Genomic DNA, 18,572 nt, shown 5'->3' with positions numbered 1-18,572 from the left:
ACGGAAGGAGCGCAGCGGTGGACACCACGGATCACGGCCACGCGGAACACGAGGGCGGTCTGGCACAGGCGGCCGACAGCTTCGCCGAGAACCTCGGCGACCAGGTGCCCGACGGCATCGACAACGGACCGACGGATGACGCGGACGAACCCGCCGACGGTCGCACGAGGACGCACTCGAGCATCAGCGAGGGCATGAATGCGAACGACGACGACGAACCTCCCGCTGTGCTCGAAGGCGGTTCCGACGGCGAACACCCAGGTTCCTGACCGGGTGCCACCCGGAGCCCCGGCCGTTCGGCGCAGGTCGGTGCGCGTTCGGCGCATCCTGGTGACTGGCAGGCTTGCCATGTGACGCGGGCCTCACTAGGTTGCTACCTTCGTGTGCATCACACACTCGCACTCGAGGAGCATCATGAGTAAGAAGCAGAACGGGTCCCACCGGCACGATGACGTGCTGGTGACGGATCCCGACCTGCCCGCCGTCGCCGTCGACGCGCAGCAGGCTGAAGCAGAAGACCGCCGTTGGACACCGGCCAGGATCGCACTCTGGGTCGGAATCGCCCTCCTCGGAGCTATCGCATGGACGATGCTGGCCATCGTCCGCGGTGAAACCGTCAACGCCGTGTGGTTCGTCTTCGCCGCCGTCTGTACCTACCTCATCGCGTACCGGTTCTACTCGAAGTTCATCGAGCGGAACCTCCTCAAGCCCGATGACCGGCGCGCGACTCCCGCCGAGTACAAGGCTGACGGCAAGGACTACGCGGCAACGGATCGGCGTGTGCTCTACGGCCACCATTTCGCCGCCATCGCAGGAGCCGGACCGCTCGTGGGCCCGGTGCTCGCAGCGCAGATGGGCTACCTGCCCGGAACGCTCTGGATCATCATCGGCGTCATCTTCGCGGGCGCCGTCCAGGACTACCTCGTCATGTTCTTCTCGATGCGCCGTGGCGGCCGTTCCCTCGGCCAGATGGCCCGCGAGGAGCTGGGAGTCATCGGCGGTACCGCTGCGCTGATCGCCACCCTCGCCATCATGATCATCATCGTCGCCATCCTGGCGCTCGTCGTCGTGAACGCCCTCGGAGAGAGCCCGTGGGGCGTGTTCTCCGTCTCGATGACCATCCCGATCGCCCTCTTCATGGGCGTGTACCTGCGCTTCCTGCGTCCGGGACGGGTCACCGAGGTGTCCCTCATCGGCTTCGCCCTCCTGCTGCTCGCCATCATCGGCGGCGGCTGGATCTCCGAGACGGCCTGGGGTGTGGAGCTGTTCACGCTGGACCGCATCACCATTGCCTGGGGCATCATCATCTACGGATTCATCGCCGCGATCCTGCCGGTCTGGCTCCTGCTCGCACCGCGCGACTACCTCTCCACCTTCATGAAGATCGGCACCATCGTGATGCTCGCCGTCGCGATCGTCATCACCCGCCCGGAGATCAGCGTCCCCGCCATCACCCCCTACGCGACGTCCGGAACCGGACCCGTCGTCGCGGGCACCCTGTTCCCCTTCCTCTTCGTGACCATCGCCTGTGGCGCCCTCTCCGGGTTCCATGCGCTGATCGCCTCGGGCACCACCCCGAAAATGATCGAGAAAGAACGCCAGACCCGCTTCATCGGGTACGGCGGCATGCTCATGGAGTCCTTCGTCGCCATCATGGCGCTCGTCGCGGCCCTGTCGATCGATCGCGGCATCTACTTCGCCATGAACTCCTCGGCGGCCGCAACGGGTGGCACCATCGAGGGAGCAGTCGCCTTCGTCAACGGTCTCGGACTCACCGGCGTCAACCTCACGCAGGAAGCCCTGAGCACCATGGCCTCCAATGTCGGTGAGGAGTCGATCGTCTCCCGCACGGGTGGAGCACCGACCCTCGCCGTCGGCATCGCCCAGATCATGCAGGGCGTCTTCGGGGGCTCCGGGATGATGGCGTTCTGGTACCACTTCGCCATCATGTTCGAGGCGCTGTTCATCCTCACCGCAGTCGACGCCGGAACCCGCGTGGCACGCTTCATGCTGCAGGACAGCATCGGCAACTTCGTGCCCCGCTTCCGCGACACCTCCTGGCGAGCCGGGGCGTGGATCTGCACGGCCATCATGGTGGCAGGCTGGGGGGCGATCCTCATCATGGGCGTCACCGATCCGCTCGGCGGCATCAACACGCTCTTCCCGCTCTTCGGCATCGCGAACCAGTTGCTCGCGGCTATCGCGCTCGCCGTCTGCATGGCGATCTGTGCGAAGAAGGGCCTCTTCCGGTTCCTGTGGATCCCGGCACTCCCGCTCGCCTTCGCGTCGGTGGTGACCATCACGGCGTCGTTCCAGAAGATCTTCTCGTCCACTCCCGCGATCGGCTACTGGGCGCAGCACACGGCCTTCAAGAACGCGTTGGCCGCCGGTGAGGAGAGCTTCGGCACTGCCACGACCGTCGCCGCGATGGAGGCCGTGGTCCGCAACACGTTCATCCAGGGCACGTTGTCCATCTTCTTCGTGGTGCTCGCGATCATCGTCATCCTGACGGCGATCCTTGCCACCATCAGGGCCTACCGGCACGGCGGCGGCAAGGAGAACGAGGACGCTGCGGTGCCGTCGCGCACCTTCGCGCCTGCCGGTCTCATCGCCTCTCCGGCAGAGAAGGAGCTGGAGGCACAGTGGGCGGCACTGGAGCCGGGCAAGCGACCTGCGAGGACGGGCCACTGATGGCCGTGCCACAGGTCCTCCACCGCGCTCGCGATACCATGCGCGAACTGGCCTGGGTGTTCAGGGGGGTCATGGGGGAGAACGCCTACCAGACGTACCTCGACCACCACGAGCGCACCCATGCCGGCGGCCTGCCCATGACCGAGCGCGAGTTCTGGCGGGACAAGACCGACCGCCAGGACGCGAACCCGGAGGGCCGCTGCTGCTGACAGCGCCCTTAAGACTGACACCATGAAACCCGGCGCTCCCGCGAGGAGCGCCGGGTTTCGTCGTGCTGGCGAGCATCCTGAACCACGGCAGAACCAAGTCTCCGCTGCCAGGGCGCGCTGGATACCCGTTATGTTCTGGAGCGGCTCCAGGGCCCGGGAGCGGACTGGTTCCTGCCCGGCTCCCGGCGTTGTGGGAGCATAGCGTCATGACGGAACAGCAGCCAGCCAGTCCCTTCGATCCCGCTCCCGGGACTCCGTCGGCTACTCCTGACCCGCCCTCTACCGACGCTCCCGCGGCGTCGGCGGACCAGCGGCCGGTAACGCTCGCGGACCTCGTCGACGAACCCGCCAAGGTCATGCGTATCGGCACCATGCTCAAGCAGTTGCTGGAGGAGGTCCGCACCGCGCCGCTCGACGACGCCGGCCGCACCCGCCTCGCCGCCATCCACGAGCGGTCCGTGAAGGAGCTCGAGGACGGCCTCGCGCCGGAGCTGGTGGAGGAGCTTCACCGCATCAACCTGCCCTTCGACCACGAGGCAGTCCCTACAGACGCCGAACTGCGCGTGGCGCAGGCGCAGCTCGTCGGGTGGCTGGAAGGACTCTTCCACGGCATCCAGACGGCGCTCGCGGCCCAGCAGATGGTCAACCAGCAGTTGGCCGCCCGCCTCCAGCTCCGCGAACTGCCTCCTGGCACCGTCATCGCACCCGGCGTCGTCATCGGTCCGGACGGCGAACCGAAGCGAACCCTGCCTGCCCGCAAGGCCCCGGCGCCACCGCTGGACAGCCACGGGCCCGGCCAGTACCTGTAGCGCAGGTGGCATTCTTCGCGGCGGCGCGGCAGGGACGGAAGGACGACGCCGAACTGGGTACGGGTGTGTGGCGACGCGCCCATGACCGATTCCGCCGCGGCCTCGACCGCTATTACCAAGTCCTCGAGGGCATCGAGGACGACGACGTCTACAACGAACTCGTGGTCATCGCCAACGAACTCGGTGCCATGCTGCCGCGCGTGAGGTCCATCTGCGTGAGCGCGCAGTCGTCGGCCCCGAGCACGGGGCTCGACATCCCGGGCGCCCTGATGCGGGTGCACCGGGCGCTGTCCCGGGCGGGCAACACACTGGCGACGACGGCGGAGGCCGCCGCCATGACCAGGCTCGACGGCGAACGCTGGGGTATCGCGTCGTCGGGCGTCGACAACGTCCGGCGTCGGGCCCAGCTGGTAGCCGACGACGTGGAGGAAGCCGAGCGGGCGATGCCCGACGGCCGCTAGCTGTACCGAACGGTCAGGTCAGTAGAACAGCAGTGTGCTTGCAGGGGCCACCGCGATGTCCCAGACCTCGAGCTCCTGGCCGAGGCATGCGCCGCGTTCGCCGGTCGGGACCCCGCGGATGAACGGTGTCTGCCGGTTGTGGTCCACGTAGGGGTAGCCGCGCTCATTGAGCACGGTCAGGATGTGCGCATCCGCTGCGGAATCACCATCCGCGTCGCTTCGCTCCCGGTAGTAGGCGGAAAAGCCCTCGGGCCAGCGGATGAGTACGGTTCGGCCGTTGAAGTCGAAGATGAAGCAGGCGTCGTTGTCCTCGTACTCCGCCCGGAAGGTGCCGAGGAGGTCGCCCGGCAGGTTCTGGGTGTCCCGCCCCTCGTCCGGTCGGATGCCGATGATCGAGTCCGCATCGAGCGATCCCGGTGCCTGCCCGCTCGTGGCCAACGTGAGCTGGTCCTCGGGCAGGGCATCGATGGCGGCGCGTAGCTCCGCAGGCATCGGTACCGGATCACCTGCCGTCGTCGTCACCTCGGGTGTCCGAAGGTCGCTGAGCGTGAGTACGGAACCCTCGCCCTCGATGGGAGCCAGGATGCCGTCCTGACCGCGCGTGAGGAACATGATCTGGTGGGGCGGGAAGAAGTTCCGGCTGTACGGGCGCTCGAGCGTGCTGCGACCGGTGACATCTACGATCAGCGGATTCTCTTCCTCCTGGCCCTTGACGATCTGAATGACGGACGCGCTCTGCCGCATCCTCACTTCGTTGGAGACCAGGGTTGGTTCGACGCTGGACGCGGACAGGACGGCGACGACGTCGGCCAGCTCGTAGAGGCGCTCCAGCTCACCCGCGGGACCCGGTTCCGTGCGGGGGATGAGGGCTGTTGCCAGGGCCACCACGAGGGCAACCAAGCACACGGCGCCGATGATCGCCTGGAGCTTTCGGCCTCCCTGCACGGGTCCCTGGCTGTCGTCGCGCATCCTGCCGGGGTCGGGAAACTCCTTCTGTGGCGCGAAGGACGTAACTCCGGCGAGCTTCGCCGCAGGGCCGATGCCCGGCCTCGAGGGTAGAGCGCGGCGGCTGCGCTCGAGCTCGTCCCGTGTCACCGAGAGCGCGGGGTCGGCCGATTCGAGGACGACGACGAAGTCCGCGGGCGATCCCACTGGAGGCGAAAGCAGGCGAACGCAGGCCGCGAGGACGGAGGGGAGCTGCCCGGCGTCCTCGCCCGCTGCCCGGCCGGCGTCCTCTGCACCGAGCCTGTCCCAGTAGCGCAGGAGCAGTAACTCGCGCTCACTCGGAGGGAGGGCGGCGAGCGTCGCCTGCAAGCTGCTGTTCCCCCTGATGCGGGGAGGGAGCGACGGCGGCAGGTAGCGTTCGAGGGATGCGCGAGCGGCGGCGATCAGCTGGAGGTGCCGCGACGCGGCGTCGGTCCCGAGCGTCGTGCGCTCGCTGATGTCGCCTGTGGACACCGCGTCGACTGCTTCGACCGCGTCAACCGCTGCCACCGAGGAGAGCCGCGCGGACAATGAGCGCCGGAACGCATAACGGTAGGCGTCGTCATGCAGGGCGTTCCGTGTCGGACCGTCCGTAATCCGCATTCCGCACCTCGCCGCCGCCGGTCGGCCCGCCGGCGTTCCACCAAGCGGAGGAAATGCCACGCAGGCTGATAGTTGTCAGGGGGAACAGAAATAAATGGGCACCACCGTTGGTTCCCGCCTGTATGACTACATCACCAAACCTTACGTTCAACGACGGTCACACCATCCCGCAGCTCGGCTACGGCGTGTGGCAGGTTGAGGACAATGTTGCCGAGGATGTCGTAGGAAAGGCCTTCAAGGCCGGATACCGCCACATCGACACCGCAAAGATCTACGGGAACGAAGCGGGCGTGGGTCGCGCTATCGCCGCATCGGGCCTGAGCCACGACGAGATGTTCATCACCACGAAGCTGTGGAACGCCGACCAGGGCTACGACACCACGCTCAAGGCGTTCGACGCTTCCATGGACCGCCTCGGTCTCGAGACCCTCGACCTCTACCTGATCCACTGGCTGCAGCCCAAGCAGGGCAAGTACCTGGACTCGTGGAAGGCGTTCATCGAACTGCAGAAGCAGGGCCGCGTGAAGAGCATCGGAGTCTCGAACTTCACCGTCGGGGCCCTCACCGAGATCATCGACGCCACGGGAGTGGTCCCGGTCATCAACCAGGTGGAGACCCACCCCTACCTGAGCCAGACGGAGCTTCGCGCATTCGAGGCGGAGAAGGGCATCCTCCACGAATCGTGGTCACCCATCGGTTCCGGCAAGGGCCTGCTCGATGACGCAGTGCTGCAGGACATCGCTCAGAAGCGCAACGCCACTCCAGCGCAGGTCGTGCTCGCCTGGCACCTCGCGCTCGGGAACGTCGTGATCCCGAAGTCCGTCACGGAGTCACGCATCATCGAGAACTGGGAGTCGCTCGATGTGAAGCTCGAGGCCGAGGACATCGAGGCGATCAACGGACTCGACAAGGGCGCGGCCGGTCGTATCGGTGCAGACCCGGCGACCTCCGACTTCGCCTAGGAACATCTGCGGGTAGGACCTGCAGGACCAGACAAGAGCCGCTCCGGGACTGCCGGGGCGGCTCTTTCCTTCGTCCTGGATGCATGGGCGACGACGCCTAACAGACTCCTGGCACGGGGGCGAGCACTCAGGGAGCCCGATTGCGCGTTGCCGCGCCGAATTATCCCGACCTAGCCTGAAGCCACCTGTTCCTACCAAGCATGGAGGTGCCTCATGGCTACTGGCGAGACCGGATTCGACGACGTCTCATTCGACCTCATCTCACTGCAGTACCACTCACTGAAAGCCGGCCACGACTACGGCCAGTACGTCCGTGACGCCCGCAATGCAGGCCGCGACGATATCGCGGACTTCTTCGAGCAGGTCATGGCCCAGGACTCCGAACGTGCCGCGAAGTGCCACGCGTTCCTCGGTGAACTGACGGGGTCCGCAGAGTCCGGTCCGGCACTCAGCTGATTTCCGTCCGGCCCGGTACCGCTCGTCGATCTGGGCGGCACGTGGCGGGCGCCTTCGGGGACCCGCCGCATGTTGCGGTGCCGGCGTGCCTTCCACGTCGCTTGGTGTCCGCTTCGTGAAGATGCCGGGCAGGCGAAAGCCCCGGTGGGCGAACCGTCCGGGGCTTTGGCGGAGCCTCCTGCCAGAGTCGAACTGGCGACCTTCTCATTACGAGTGAGACGCTCTACCGACTGAGCTAAGGAGGCAATGCTTCCCGGTTCGGGCGATACCCGGGCCGATCCACAAGCCTCAACTTTATAGGTAGGTTCGGCTCCCGGTCAAAATGGCTGTTCCTGTCCTCAAATCGGGACGGCTCGCCGTCGGAGCCGGCGTCGTGGTGACTTCGGTGTGCCACCTTCAGCAATGGCTTCCGTCGGATGGTGCGTCGGGTAGGAGCCGGGTGGGATCAGCAGCGCGCGCCGTCCTCGGGGACCGTTCCGTCGATGAAGTAGGCATCCACGAGGTCCAGGATGCAGTCGTTGGACCGGCCGTAGGCGGTGTGGCCCTCGCCCTCCCAGGTGACGTGGACGCCTGACTCGAGCTGCTCGGCCAGTGCGGTCGACCACTCGTAGGGCGTCGCGGGGTCGCCCGTCGTGCCGATGACGACGATGGGGTCAGCACCCGCCGCAGTCAGCGGAGCGGGTTCCATAACGGGCGGGTAGTCCCACGGAGCGCAGGTCACGCCACCGAAGGCCAGGAACCGGCCGAAGGTCGGCGACGCCGAGATCAGCTCCTGCTCGTCCGCCCGCATCTCGCCGGGGTCGCTCGTCATGGGGTAGTCGAGGCAATTGACGGCGAGGAACGCGGCTGTGGAGTTCGAGGAGTACGTTCCGTCCGGCTGTCGCTCGGCGGACAGATCGGCGAGGTAGAGCATGCTGGACGGATCGCCGGCGAGGGCATCGGTCACGGCCTGCGTGAGAGTAGGCCAGTTCCCGTTGTCGTAGAGCGGCAGGATGAAGCCCTGGACGAAGGTGGAGACCGGCACGAGCCGCCCGTCCTTCGCCGTCATCGGCTCGCGCTCCACCGCGGCGAACAGCTCCTGGATCTGGCGGACGCCGTCGTCGACCGTGCCCGTGTAGGGGCAGTCCTGCCGCTGCTGGCAGTCCGTCACGTACGCGCGGACCGCGTTCTCGAATCCGGTGGCCTGGCCGAGGGTGATCTGCTCATTGTCCAATGACGGGTCGATGGCTCCGTCGAGGACCAGCCTGCCGGACCGCTCGGGGAACAGATCCGCGTAGGTGGCACCGAGCTGGGTGCCGTAGGAGAAGCCGAGGTAGTTGAGCTTCGGGTCGCTGACGAGCGCCCGCAGGATGTCCATGTCGCGTGCAGCGGATTCAGTGTCCACGAAACCGAGCAGCTCGCCGGTGCGCTCCGCGCAGAGGTCCGCGTATTCCTGGGCCTCGGCGTCGAGCTGCGCGAGCAGTTCCTCCTCGGAGGCATCCACGGGGTAGGACTCCTGGCGCGCCGCGTCCTGTTCGGCGTCGTTGTAGCAGGTCACCGGGGTGGATCGGTTGACCCCCCGGGGGTCGAAGCCGAGGACGTCGTAGTCCTCGCGCAGGCGCTCACTCGTGACGTAGTCGAGGGAATCCTTCACGATGTTGAATCCAGAAGCACCGGGCCCGCCCGGGTTGATCAGGATGGTGCCCTTCGCCTCGCTCGTGGCGTCCACGCGGATGGCTGCGATCTCGATGTCGCCACGCCCCGGGTCGCCGTAGTTCAGCGGCACGTCGATGGTCGCGCAGGAGAAATCCTCCTCGCAGTCCTCCCACTGCACCTCCTGCTCGTAGAAGCTGCGCAGATCCTCGTCCACGTCGCCCACGGCGGCAGGATCGGCTGTCTCGACACCCGTGGCGCTCTGGTTCGAGGGATCGGCGGGAGGGAGCAGCGTGCACCCCGTCAGGCCCAGCACGACGGCGGCGGACCCGGCGAGGAGAGCCAGGGATCGACGGCGTGGCCGGGGTCGGGTGGAATCGGGCAGTCCGCTGGTCATCGGTCGAGGTCCTTCCGGGACAGGAGGCTCACCGTCATCGCTTCGATGGCGAGAAGGGGTGACACGTTGGTGCTGACGAGCCGCGTGCGGACTTCGTTGATCGTCCCGAGTCGGAGGAGGGTGTCCTCGGCGGACTCGCGTTGCGCGAATTCCTCGAGCTCGGGTCGCAGCGGCTCGTTCACGAGTGCCTGGCCGCTGGCGACCTGGAGCATCAGCACGTCACGGTAGAAGGAGATGAGATCGGTCAGGGCACGGTCGAAGTAGTCGTTCTTCGAGCGCTTTGCCCGTCGCGTCTGGTCCTCCTCCAGCCGCCTGATCTGGGCGCGCAGGGACGGCGGCAGCGTCCCGGTCTCGGGTGCGCCGAGGGTCGCCAGAAGCGCGGCCCTCTCCTCGGCGTCTCGTTGCTCGAAGGAGCTCTGGGCCTCCGCTTCGGCGAGCTTGACGAGGTCGGCGGCTGCGCGCATCGCGCCCGAAACCGAGTGCAGCGTCAGCGGCAGCCGGACGATCTGGTTCCGGCGTTCGCGGGCGCCGTCGTCGGTGGCGAGCCTCTTCGCGATTCCGATGTGGCTCTGTGCCGCCCGCGCTGCCGCCTCCGCCGTCACCGGGTCGATCCCGTCGCGTGCCACGAGCAACTCGGCGACGTCCCGGACCGGCGGCAGCCTGAGGCCCACCGACCGGCAGCGGGAGCGGATGGTCACGAGCACATCGCCCGGACTGGGCGCGCACAGCAGCCAGATGGTACGGGGCGGGGGTTCTTCGATGGCTTTGAGGAGCACATTGGTACTGCGCTCCTGCATGCGGTCGGCGTCCTCGACGATGATGATCCGCCAGCGGCCCGTTGACGGCTTGTCCTGCGCCTTCCGGACGAGCTCGCGTGCCTCGTCGATGCTGATGGTCACTTTCTCCGTCGTGACGTTGGTGAGGTCCGCGTGGACTCCCGAGAGGACCGTTCGGCACGCCTTGCACGCTCCGCACCCCCGTTCGCTCAGGGATACACGCTCGCAGAGGAGTGCCGCCGCGAAGGCGCGTGCGGCGTTGGACCGGCCGGAGCCGGGCGGGCCCGTGAAGAGCCACGCGTGAGTCGGGGCGCCGGATTCCGCGGCTCGGCGCAACTGCTCCACCACCTGCTCCTGCCCGCGCAGGTCTGCCCAGACGCCGGTTGACGGGAGGCTGGGTGTCGTCGTACTCACGCGGAGACCCGGGGGAGGGCTCCGAGGATGGCGACATGCAGATCCTCGGGCGTCCCGGCCGCGGACAGGACGAGGTAGCGCTCGGGCTCCTCGCGTGCGAGATCGAGGAACGCGTCCCGGATGCTCGCGTGGAAATCATCGGGCTCGGATTCGAGGCGGTCCTCCACGGCCGCTCCGGCGGTGCGGCGGCTGCGGCCCTCGGCAGGGTCGACGTCGAGAAGCACCGTGAGGTCGGGCAGGAGCCCATCGGTGGCCCACAGGTTGACGTCGAGGACGGCCCTCGGCCCGAGGTTGCGGCCCGCTCCCTGGTAGGCGACCGACGAGTCGATGTACCGGTCGCAGACGACGACGTCGCCGCGCCTCAGTGCGGGCGCGATCACCTGCTGCACGTGCGCGGCGCGGGAGGCCGCGAAGATCAGCGCCTCGGTCCGGGCATCGATATCACCGTGCCCGTGCTCCAGTACGAGGGACCTCAGCTTCTCGCCGATCGGGGTGCCGCCTGGTTCGCGCGTACGGACCACGGTGCGGCCGCCCTCCTCGAGGGCCCGGCACAGCAGGCCGGCCTGGGTGGACTTGCCGGCGCCGTCACCGCCCTCGAGCGCGATGAACAGCCCGGGAAGCCCGTGCGGGAGGGGATAGGTCACGCGCCAAGCCTACCGAGTGGCGGTGACCATTGCTCCCAGTAACAGTTGCCGGGGAGAAGACTCCCCGGCGCTAGGCTCTGGGCATGGCACTCGAGCACCCCGACCTCGCCCCGGACACCCTCACCGTCGCGGCAGGACGCCCGCCCAGGGAGCACGATGCTCCCGTCAATGTGCCGATCGTCCTCACGACGACCTACCACGAGACCCGCGCGCCGGAGGCCGGCGACCGTATCTACGCCCGTGGTTCGAATCCCACCTGGGACCCCTTCGAGGAAGCGCTCGGCGCCCTCGAGAATGCGACGCTGCCGGCGCTCGTCTTCGCGTCCGGGCTCGGGGCGGCCGCGGCCGCACTGTCCCTGATCCCCACCGGGGGCGCGGTGGTCATGCCGCGCCACGCCTACGCCGGTTCCATCAGCCTTGCGGGGGACCTCGCCGCCCAGGGTCGCTTCGAACTGCGCACCGTGGACATCGCCGATACGGACGCCGTCCTCGCGGAACTCGAGGCACTCACCGCCAGGTTCGACGCCGGGCAGGTGATGCTCTGGCTCGAAAGTCCCACCAACCCGATGCTCGAGGTCGCCGAGCTGTCCGTCCTGACGGACGCCGCGCACGCAATGGGCGCGGTCGTCGTCGCCGACAACACCTTCAACACCCCCATGGTCCACCGGCCGCTGGACGCCGGGGTCGACGTCGTCCTGCACTCCGTCACCAAGTGGCTGGCGGGCCACTCCGACGTCGTCCTCGGGGCCCTCGTCACCTCGGACGCCACGCTCCGGGACAGGCTCCTCGCGCACCGTACTCTGCACGGTGCTATCGCCGGACCGTTCGAGGTGTGGCTCGCGCTCCGCGGATTGCGGACGCTCGCCCTCCGTATGGACCGCAGTCAGGCGACCGCCGCGGCGCTCGCCCACCGTCTGGTCGATCACCCGGCCGTCCGCCGCGTGCGTTATCCGGGCCTCGCATCGGACCCGGGTCACGAACGTGCCGCGGCCCAGTTCAACGGCTTCGGAGGAATTGTCAGCATCGAGCTCGACGACGTCGCGACGGCGGACGCCCTGGTCGCGGCCGTCCGGCTCTGGCTTCCCGCCACATCCCTCGGCGGCGTCGAGTCGCTGGTCGAGCGACGACGGCGCCAGCCGGCCGAGCCGACGACCGTCCCCGAGGCTCTCGTCCGCCTGTCCGTCGGCATCGAGAACCCCGACGATCTCTGGGCGGACCTCGACCAGGCACTCCGCGTCGCAGCCGGCCCGCGCGACGGCGGGCTCTGAATCCCTGGAAGCGCTGGTACGCCTCGCCGCCCGTCCCGCCGGGCGGCTGGTATCACCGGTGCGCCGCTGCGAGCAGGCCCGCTAAGCTGGACCCGTGGCTCTCGTTTACGCAATTCAGTACTACCTGTACTTCGCGCTCGGCTTCGTAGCCCTGGGTATCGAGGTATGGGCCTTCATCGACTGCGTGCGCCATCCGGGCACGGCGTTCGAGGCCGCGTTCAAGCGGACCAAGGGCTTCTGGCTCGCCCTCACGGGCGGCGCCGTCGTGGTCGGTCTGCTATCCGCCTTCGGCGGCGGAGGCTTCAACCTGTTCCAGATCATCGCGATCGTCGCGGCCTGCGTATACCTGGCCGATGTGAAGCCCGCCGTCAGCCAGACCTCGGGTCGCGGCGGCACCTCCGGGCCCTACGGTCCCTGGTAGGAACAGCTAGCCCGGCTTCACCGCTTCCCATGCCACCGTGACCTCTCCGAGGCGCCAGCGTGACGGGCCATCCAGCAGTGGCCAGCCGTCCGCCTTCACCGAAGCGCACATCGCCCTCCATCGCTGTCCGTGCCCGAAGGATGACAGGGCTGCGGCGTCGAGCCAGGCCCGGTCCAGCGCACGCAGGTAGGCATGCACGCGCTCACCCTCGACGTTCCGGTGGATCAGCGCCTTGGGCAGCCGCTCGGCGACGTCGGACGGCAGGGCGAAAGCGCCGAACCTCAGGGAGATGCTGAGGGACACCGGACCCCCGGCGTCGAGAGCTGCCCAGGAGGATCGTCGCCCGATCTCGTCGCACGTCCCGTCGACGAAGATCCCGTCCGGCGCCAGCCGTCCCCGGACCTCGTCCCAGTAGGCCGCGTACTCGTCCTCGCGGTACTGACGGAGCACGTTGAACGCACGCACGGCGACGGGCCGCCGCCCGTCGAGGGGCAGCTCGAAGCCGCCCTGCCGGAAGCTCAGGCCGGGCCGCGCCAGGGGCTTCGCAGCCGCCACCCGCGCAGGGTCTATCTCGATGCCCACGACCTCGACGTCGTCGCGCACCGTCCGTAGACGCGTATAGAGCTCGACGGCGGTCACGGGGGCCGCCCCGTACCCGAGGTCGACGACGAGCGGATCACCCGCCCGGCGCAACCGGAAGGACTGCGGCCCGGCGAGCCAGCGGTCCACGCGACGGAGCCTATTGGGGTTCGTGGTGCCGCGCGTGATGGTGCCCAGGGGCTTCGGGGGACGCTGTCGCGGAGGCACCCGTCAAGGGTAGGCCACGCGCACGCGCTTAATACTGGTGCCACCCGACGCAGCCGGCATGACCGCCGCAGCCCGATGCGGCAGACTGGAATCATGACCTACACACTGATCCTCCTGCGCCATGGGCAGAGCGAATGGAACGAGAAGAACCTCTTCACCGGATGGGTGGACGTCGCCCTCACCGAGAAGGGCCGCGAGGAAGCCACCCGCGGCGGTCATCTCCTCACCGAGGCCGGCATCCTTCCCGACATCGTCTACACGTCGCGGCAGAAGCGGGCCATCATCACCGCGAACCTCGCGCTCGAAGCGGCCGACCGCAGCTGGATCGACGTCAAGCGCGACTGGCGCCTGAACGAGCGCCACTACGGCGCGCTGCAGGGCAAGGACAAGGCCCAGACCCTCGCCGAGTACGGCGAGAAGCAGTTCATGGAATGGCGCCGGTCCTACGACACGCCGCCGCCGCCCCTCGACGACGCGAGCGAGTACTCCCAGGTCGACGATCCGCGCTACGCGGACCTCGGGGACGACGTGCCGCGCACTGAGTGCCTCAAGGATGTCCTCGACCGCTTCCTGCCGTACTGGGAGTCCGACATCACGGTGGACATCAAGGCCGGCAGGACCGTCCTGATCGCCGCGCACGGCAACTCCCTGCGGGCGCTCGTCAAGCACCTCGACGGCATCAGCGACAGGGACATCGCATCGCTCAACATCCCCACGGGTATCCCGCTGGTGTACGAGCTCGACGAGGACCTGGTGCCCGTGAAGGCCGGTGGCACCTACCTCGACGCCGACGCCGCAGCGGCAGCGATCGAAGCGGTGGCGAACCAGGGCAAGCACTGACCCAGCAGCCTGAACGAGAACGACGGCGGCCGGTGGCCGCCGTCGTTCCTGCTTCCGGGTGGCGTCAGTTCAGCGGTGCGCTGGGCTGCCACTCGCCGGTGACGAGGTAGGTGACCTTGCGGGCCACCGAGACGCCGTGGTCGGCGAAGCGCTCGTAATAGCGGCTCGCGAGCGTGACGTCCACGGTGGTCGGCGCGTTCTGGTTCCAGTCCTCCGCGGCGACGGCCTTGAACACGCTGGCGTGCAGCTCGTTGACGCGCGCGTTGGCGGCGTTGATCTCGTTGCTCAGGTCGAGGTTGCGCGTCTCGAGGAGTTCGGTGACCTTGGCCGCGATATCCACGTCGAGTTCGGCGAGCTCGTCGAACGTGGCGCGGATGCTTTCGGGAATGACGTTCGCGGGGAAGCGCAGGCGGGCGAGCTGCGCCACGTGCCGGGCGAGATCACCCATGCGCTCGAGGGAGGCGCTCATCCGCAGCGCGCCCACGATCATCCGGAGGTCGGACGCCACGGGGCCCTGCAGGGCGAGGATATCGATGGCGCGCTCGTCGAGGCTGTTCTGGAGGAAATCGATGCGCGCGTCCGCGGCGATGACTTCCTGCGCGAGCTCGGTGTCGGCACCCTGGAAAGCGCTATTGGCCTTCTGGATGGCTTCGGACACCAACTGCGAGATCTCGATGAGCTCCTCGCCGATCTGGTGAAGCTCGGCCTGAAAAACCTTACGCACGTAGGGGTCCCTCCCTGGAAGTTTCGACTGCAACCGTGTCCACAGTTCTGCCGACGAGCATTCCAGCCAGCGGTGAACTGTTTCCCCGCTTTGTGTGAACGTTAGTTGAACCCCTGACCTATTGCCACCGTATGGGGTGGGGTCGGAATTCGGAGAGCATAAGCTGTGTCCGTGGACCCCCTTCTCCTGACGCTCGTAGCCGGGCTGGTAGGCCTGGGCCTCGGCGTGAGCGGCATGGCGGCGTTCCGTGCAAGCGAGGCGCAGAGGCTCCGGCTCCTCTACGAGGACGAGCCATCCCTGCCCGACGGCGCCGCCGAGGTCCTGTCCATCATCGGCCGTGCCTACGTGATCGTGGACGCCATCGACGGCGTCGTACGTGCCAGTCCCGCAGCGTATGCCTTCGGCCTCGTCCGCGGACACACGGTGGTGCACTCCGAACTCCTCGACCTCACGGCCCGCGTCCGGCGCGACGGCGTGATCGAGCAGCAGCAGCTCGAGCTTCCCCGCGGACCGTTCGGCCAGGGAACCATCGTGGTGCAGGCCCGCGTGGCAGCACTAGGAGCCGAGTACATCCTGATCCTCGCCGACGACCGCACGGAGATCACCCGCAGCGAGGAGATCCGCAACGACTTCGTCGCGAACGTCTCCCACGAACTGAAGACCCCCGTCGGCGCCATCTCCCTCCTCGCGGAGGCCATCCAGGACGCCGCCGAGGACGAGGTCGCTGTCCGCCGCTTCGCCCAGCGCATGCACAAGGAGTCCGGCAGGCTCTCCGCCCTCGTCCAGGACATCATCGAACTCTCCCGGCTGCAGGGCGCCGACGTCGTCCGTCGCGGCAAGGCCGTGGACATCAATGCCGTGGTTGCCGAGGCCGTGGACCGCAACAAGCTGCCGGCCGAGAGCAAGCAGATCGACATCGTCGTCGGTGGTTCGGTTCCCGCCCCGGTGTACGGCGACCGAGACCTGCTGATGACGGCATTCCGCAACCTGATCGACAACGCCATCCGCTATTCGCCCGAGGGCACGCGCGTGGGTGTCGGCGTGCGGTCGCGCGACGGGCTCGTGCAGGTCTCGGTGACGGATCAGGGAACTGGCATCACACCGGAGGAGCAGGAGCGCATCTTCGAGCGCTTCTACCGCATCGACGCCGCCCGCTCCCGACAGACGGGCGGAACGGGACTCGGCCTCAGCATCGTCAAGCACGTCGTGTCCAACCACGGTGGTGAGGTGACGGTGTGGTCCCAGGCAGGCCAGGGGAGCACGTTCACGGTCCGCCTCCCCGAGATGGAGGTATCAGCCGATGACGACACCGCCACGGGTGGGTCCGTTCCGGCCGTCGCGAAGGAGGGCGTAGTGCAGGGTTCCGACAGGAAATCAGTGAAGAAGGGCAGCACCGCTGCCCATGAGCAGGGAGTCAAGGCTTGAGCCGTATTCTGATCGTCGAGGACGAGGAATCGTTCAGCGACCCGCTGTCCTATCTCCTCGGCAAGGAAGGTTTCGAGGTGTCCGTCGTGGACAACGGCCTCGACGCCATCACCGAGTTCGACCGCTCCGGCGCGGACCTCGTGCTGCTGGACCTCCAGCTGCCGGGGCTTTCAGGCACGGAGGTCTGCCGCCAGCTGCGCCAGCGCTCCAGCGTCCCCGTCATCATGTTGACGGCCAAGGACGCCGAGATCGACAAGGTCGTGGGGCTGGAACTCGGTGCCGACGACTACGTGACCAAGCCGTACTCGTCCCGAGAACTCGTCGCCCGCATCCGCGCCGTCCTCAGGCGCCAGGGGGAGCCCGAGGAGCTGATCTCGAACACCATCCAAGCCGGACCCGTCCGCATGGACATCGAGCGGCACGTGGTGAGCGTCGAGGGCGAACAGGTGGCGCTCCCGCTGAAGGAGTTCGAACTGCTCGAGATGCTGCTCCGGAACTCGGGCAGGGTGCTCACGCGGGGCCAGCTCATCGACCGCGTCTGGGGTTCCGACTACGTCGGTGACACGAAGACCCTGGACGTCCACGTCAAGAGGCTCCGCGGCAAGGTCGAGCCGGATCCGTCGAGCCCGCGCTACCTCATCACCGTCCGCGGCCTGGGGTACAAGTACGAGCCCTGAGCAGAGAATGACACTGCCCGCCTCCGATGGTCCGGAGGCGGGCAGTGGTGCGTCGGTGCCGTGGAGCTATTCGCCCTCGGCGGCCTCTTCGGTGGCGGCTGGTTCGCTGGGGCGCGGCGTGTAGCCGCCCGGAACGAACTCGCGGTACTCCTCGAGCGTGCCGTCGAGGACCGGAACCTGGAAGGTCGCGTCCTCGCCCTCCACCTCGAAGTCGACGTCGATGAGGGAGCCGGGAACGTCCTGGAGCCCCTCGAGGGTCGCGTCATCGGCCGTCTCGTCCTCGAACCTGAATTCGCCCTGGCCCTCTATGGTGACGCTCGTCGACGCCCCGCCTGCCCGGATGGAGAGATCGACGGGCTCGTCGCTGGTGTTGAACACGGTTCCGATCAGGCGCCCTGCCGTCTCGTCGTCACGACCGACCACCAGGATGTTGCGCAGCAGCACCGGCCCGACGTCCTTCACGATGCCGTCCGAGGGGGCGTAGGGGGTTGCCGTGAATTGCTCTGCGGTGAAGCTGCAGCCGGAGACGCCCAGCATCATCAGTACGGCGCCGGCAGCAACGGACTGCTGCACTCGGTTCTTCGGTGCATTCTTCACAGCACAAACTCCTGGTGTTCAACAGGTGGGACAGGGACGGAATCCGGTGCGGACCTACAGAACACACTATCGGCTACGCCGTCGAACCGTGGTGTCGGTTTCACGGGCCCGAAGACCCTCAGATCACCAAAAGCGCTTTTCGTCAAGGGGCGGATGATAGCCAATTGCGCTTGTTTCGGCCGTCTGACCTGCGAAAACGCGCCATCGGCGTGTCGCCACCGTGATAAACTGACCGGCGGGAAAGGGGAAAGTCCACATGGTTTTTGAGGTTGGCGAAACAGTTGTTTACCCTCACCACGGCGCAGCGAAGATCGAAGAGATCAAGATGCGCGTCATCAAGGGCGAAGAGAAGATGTATCTCAAGCTCAAGGTGGCACAGGGTGATCTGACCATAGAGGTACCAGCAGAGAACGTTGACCTCGTAGGGGTTCGCGACGTGGTGGGCAAGGAAGGCCTCGAGCATGTGTTCGACGTCCTTCGAGCCGAATTCACGGAAGAGCCGACGAACTGGTCGCGGCGGTACAAGGCGAACCTCGAGAAGCTCGCTTCCGGCGATGTCATCAAGGTCGCCGAAGTAGTCCGGGACCTTTGGCGCCGCGACCACGACCGCGGACTGTCGGCGGGTGAGAAGAGGATGCTCGCGAAAGCGCGCCAGATCCTCATCTCCGAGCTGGCACTCGCGGAGAAGACCGACGAAGAGAAGGCCGCAAGTGTTCTCGACGAGGTCCTCGCCTCCTAGGAGACGGACGACCACGAAGAAGAGGGACCTCCGGGT

At 67.5% G+C, this 18,572-nt stretch carries 20 protein-coding genes and 1 tRNA gene; 13 read left to right on the top strand and 8 right to left on the bottom strand.

The genetic code is table 11. From position 1 onward, the window contains the following. Positions 1–17 precede the first annotated feature (17 nt). The 5 genes from D6T63_RS08050 (at position 18) to D6T63_RS08030 (ending at position 4,170) form a co-directional block, all read left to right on the top strand. Complete coding sequence (locus tag D6T63_RS08050) at positions 18–269, top strand: hypothetical protein (protein ID WP_120148514.1); 252 nt, start codon at positions 18–20, stop codon at positions 267–269. A 145-nt stretch (positions 270–414) separates the two neighbouring features. Next, positions 415–2,691 (top strand): carbon starvation CstA family protein, encoded by a 2,277-nt coding sequence (locus tag D6T63_RS08045; protein WP_120148513.1) that lies wholly within the window; start codon positions 415–417, stop codon positions 2,689–2,691. After that, on the top strand, positions 2,691–2,900 hold the full coding sequence (locus tag D6T63_RS08040; protein ID WP_407923722.1) for a YbdD/YjiX family protein: 210 nt from the start codon (positions 2,691–2,693) through the stop codon (positions 2,898–2,900). Before D6T63_RS08045 ends, D6T63_RS08040 begins: the two co-directional genes overlap by 1 nt. 206 nt (positions 2,901–3,106) lie before the next feature. Further along, positions 3,107–3,709 (top strand): bacterial proteasome activator family protein, encoded by a 603-nt coding sequence (locus D6T63_RS08035; protein ID WP_120148512.1) that lies wholly within the window; start codon positions 3,107–3,109, stop codon positions 3,707–3,709. Between the two features lie 5 nt (positions 3,710–3,714). After that, a complete protein-coding gene (locus D6T63_RS08030; RefSeq protein ID WP_120148511.1) occupies positions 3,715–4,170 on the top strand; it encodes a hypothetical protein in 456 nt (151 codons plus the stop codon). An 18-nt stretch (positions 4,171–4,188) separates the two neighbouring features. Here the strand turns inward: D6T63_RS08030 and D6T63_RS08025 are convergent, their stop codons facing one another. Further along, positions 4,189–5,757, bottom strand: a complete 1,569-nt coding sequence (locus D6T63_RS08025; protein WP_120148510.1) for a hypothetical protein — start codon at positions 5,755–5,757, stop codon at positions 4,189–4,191. 122 nt (positions 5,758–5,879) lie between these two features. Here D6T63_RS08025 and D6T63_RS08020 point away from each other — a divergent pair, with 122 nt between their 5' ends. Continuing rightward, a complete protein-coding gene (locus tag D6T63_RS08020; protein WP_120148509.1) occupies positions 5,880–6,719 on the top strand; it encodes an aldo/keto reductase in 840 nt (279 codons plus the stop codon). Between the two features lie 213 nt (positions 6,720–6,932). After that, positions 6,933–7,175 (top strand): hypothetical protein, encoded by a 243-nt coding sequence (locus tag D6T63_RS08015; RefSeq protein ID WP_026548814.1) that lies wholly within the window; start codon positions 6,933–6,935, stop codon positions 7,173–7,175. Between the two features lie 172 nt (positions 7,176–7,347). Here D6T63_RS08015 and D6T63_RS08010 read toward each other — a convergent pair. The 4 genes from D6T63_RS08010 to tmk form a co-directional block, all read right to left on the bottom strand. Beyond that, positions 7,348–7,420: transfer RNA gene (locus D6T63_RS08010), tRNA-Thr, on the bottom strand. Positions 7,421–7,620: 200 nt separating this feature from the next. Then, entirely contained in the window at positions 7,621–9,204 is a 1,584-nt protein-coding gene (locus D6T63_RS08005; RefSeq protein WP_120148508.1) for an alpha/beta hydrolase, read from the bottom strand. After that, the gene (locus D6T63_RS08000) at positions 9,201–10,394 is read right to left on the bottom strand and encodes a DNA polymerase III subunit delta' (RefSeq protein ID WP_120148507.1); all 1,194 of its coding nucleotides are present in this window, start codon (positions 10,392–10,394) and stop codon (positions 9,201–9,203) included. The genes D6T63_RS08005 and D6T63_RS08000 overlap by 4 nt, the downstream gene beginning before the upstream one ends. Continuing rightward, the gene (tmk, locus tag D6T63_RS07995) at positions 10,391–11,038 is read right to left on the bottom strand and encodes a dTMP kinase (RefSeq protein ID WP_120148506.1); all 648 of its coding nucleotides are present in this window, start codon (positions 11,036–11,038) and stop codon (positions 10,391–10,393) included. Before tmk ends, D6T63_RS08000 begins: the two co-directional genes overlap by 4 nt. A gap of 83 nt (positions 11,039–11,121) precedes the next feature. Between tmk and D6T63_RS07990 the strand changes: the two genes are divergently transcribed. Together D6T63_RS07990 and D6T63_RS07985 are read left to right on the top strand one after the other, a co-directional pair. Next, positions 11,122–12,306 carry a trans-sulfuration enzyme family protein gene (locus D6T63_RS07990; protein WP_120148505.1) on the top strand — a complete coding sequence of 395 codons (1,185 nt, stop codon included), beginning with the start codon at positions 11,122–11,124 and terminating at the stop codon, positions 12,304–12,306. Between the two features lie 94 nt (positions 12,307–12,400). Continuing rightward, positions 12,401–12,727: a DUF2516 family protein gene (locus D6T63_RS07985; RefSeq protein WP_120148504.1), complete on the top strand. Its 327-nt coding sequence runs from the start codon at positions 12,401–12,403 to the stop codon at positions 12,725–12,727. Between the two features lie 6 nt (positions 12,728–12,733). On the opposite strand, the gene D6T63_RS07980 is transcribed toward D6T63_RS07985, so the two are convergent. Then, on the bottom strand, positions 12,734–13,534 hold the full coding sequence (locus D6T63_RS07980; protein ID WP_120148503.1) for a methyltransferase domain-containing protein: 801 nt from the start codon (positions 13,532–13,534) through the stop codon (positions 12,734–12,736). Positions 13,535–13,627: 93 nt separating this feature from the next. Here D6T63_RS07980 and D6T63_RS07975 point away from each other — a divergent pair, with 93 nt between their 5' ends. Beyond that, positions 13,628–14,374, top strand: a complete 747-nt coding sequence (locus D6T63_RS07975; protein WP_120148502.1) for a phosphoglyceromutase — start codon at positions 13,628–13,630, stop codon at positions 14,372–14,374. 64 nt (positions 14,375–14,438) lie between these two features. On the opposite strand, the gene phoU is transcribed toward D6T63_RS07975, so the two are convergent. Then, positions 14,439–15,098 carry a phosphate signaling complex protein PhoU gene (phoU, locus tag D6T63_RS07970; RefSeq protein WP_120148501.1) on the bottom strand — a complete coding sequence of 220 codons (660 nt, stop codon included), beginning with the start codon at positions 15,096–15,098 and terminating at the stop codon, positions 14,439–14,441. Positions 15,099–15,269: 171 nt separating this feature from the next. Here phoU and D6T63_RS07965 point away from each other — a divergent pair, with 171 nt between their 5' ends. Continuing rightward, positions 15,270–16,523 (top strand): sensor histidine kinase, encoded by a 1,254-nt coding sequence (locus tag D6T63_RS07965; RefSeq protein ID WP_220725907.1) that lies wholly within the window; start codon positions 15,270–15,272, stop codon positions 16,521–16,523. Continuing rightward, a complete protein-coding gene (locus D6T63_RS07960) occupies positions 16,520–17,200 on the top strand; it encodes a response regulator transcription factor (RefSeq protein WP_120148500.1) in 681 nt (226 codons plus the stop codon). Before D6T63_RS07965 ends, D6T63_RS07960 begins: the two co-directional genes overlap by 4 nt. Positions 17,201–17,266: 66 nt before the next feature. Here the strand turns inward: D6T63_RS07960 and D6T63_RS07955 are convergent, their stop codons facing one another. Continuing rightward, complete coding sequence (locus tag D6T63_RS07955; protein WP_120148499.1) at positions 17,267–17,797, bottom strand: hypothetical protein; 531 nt, start codon at positions 17,795–17,797, stop codon at positions 17,267–17,269. Between the two features lie 256 nt (positions 17,798–18,053). Here D6T63_RS07955 and D6T63_RS07950 point away from each other — a divergent pair, with 256 nt between their 5' ends. Next, positions 18,054–18,536, top strand: a complete 483-nt coding sequence (locus D6T63_RS07950) for a CarD family transcriptional regulator (protein ID WP_028280415.1) — start codon at positions 18,054–18,056, stop codon at positions 18,534–18,536. Positions 18,537–18,572 lie beyond the last annotated feature (36 nt).

This window comes from Arthrobacter cheniae (assembly GCF_003602275.1).
GTDB lineage: Bacteria > Actinomycetota > Actinomycetes > Actinomycetales > Micrococcaceae > Arthrobacter_D > Arthrobacter_D cheniae.
The sequence above is the reverse complement of the archived record's forward strand: the minus strand, read 5'-3'. Positions and strand labels throughout refer to the sequence as shown.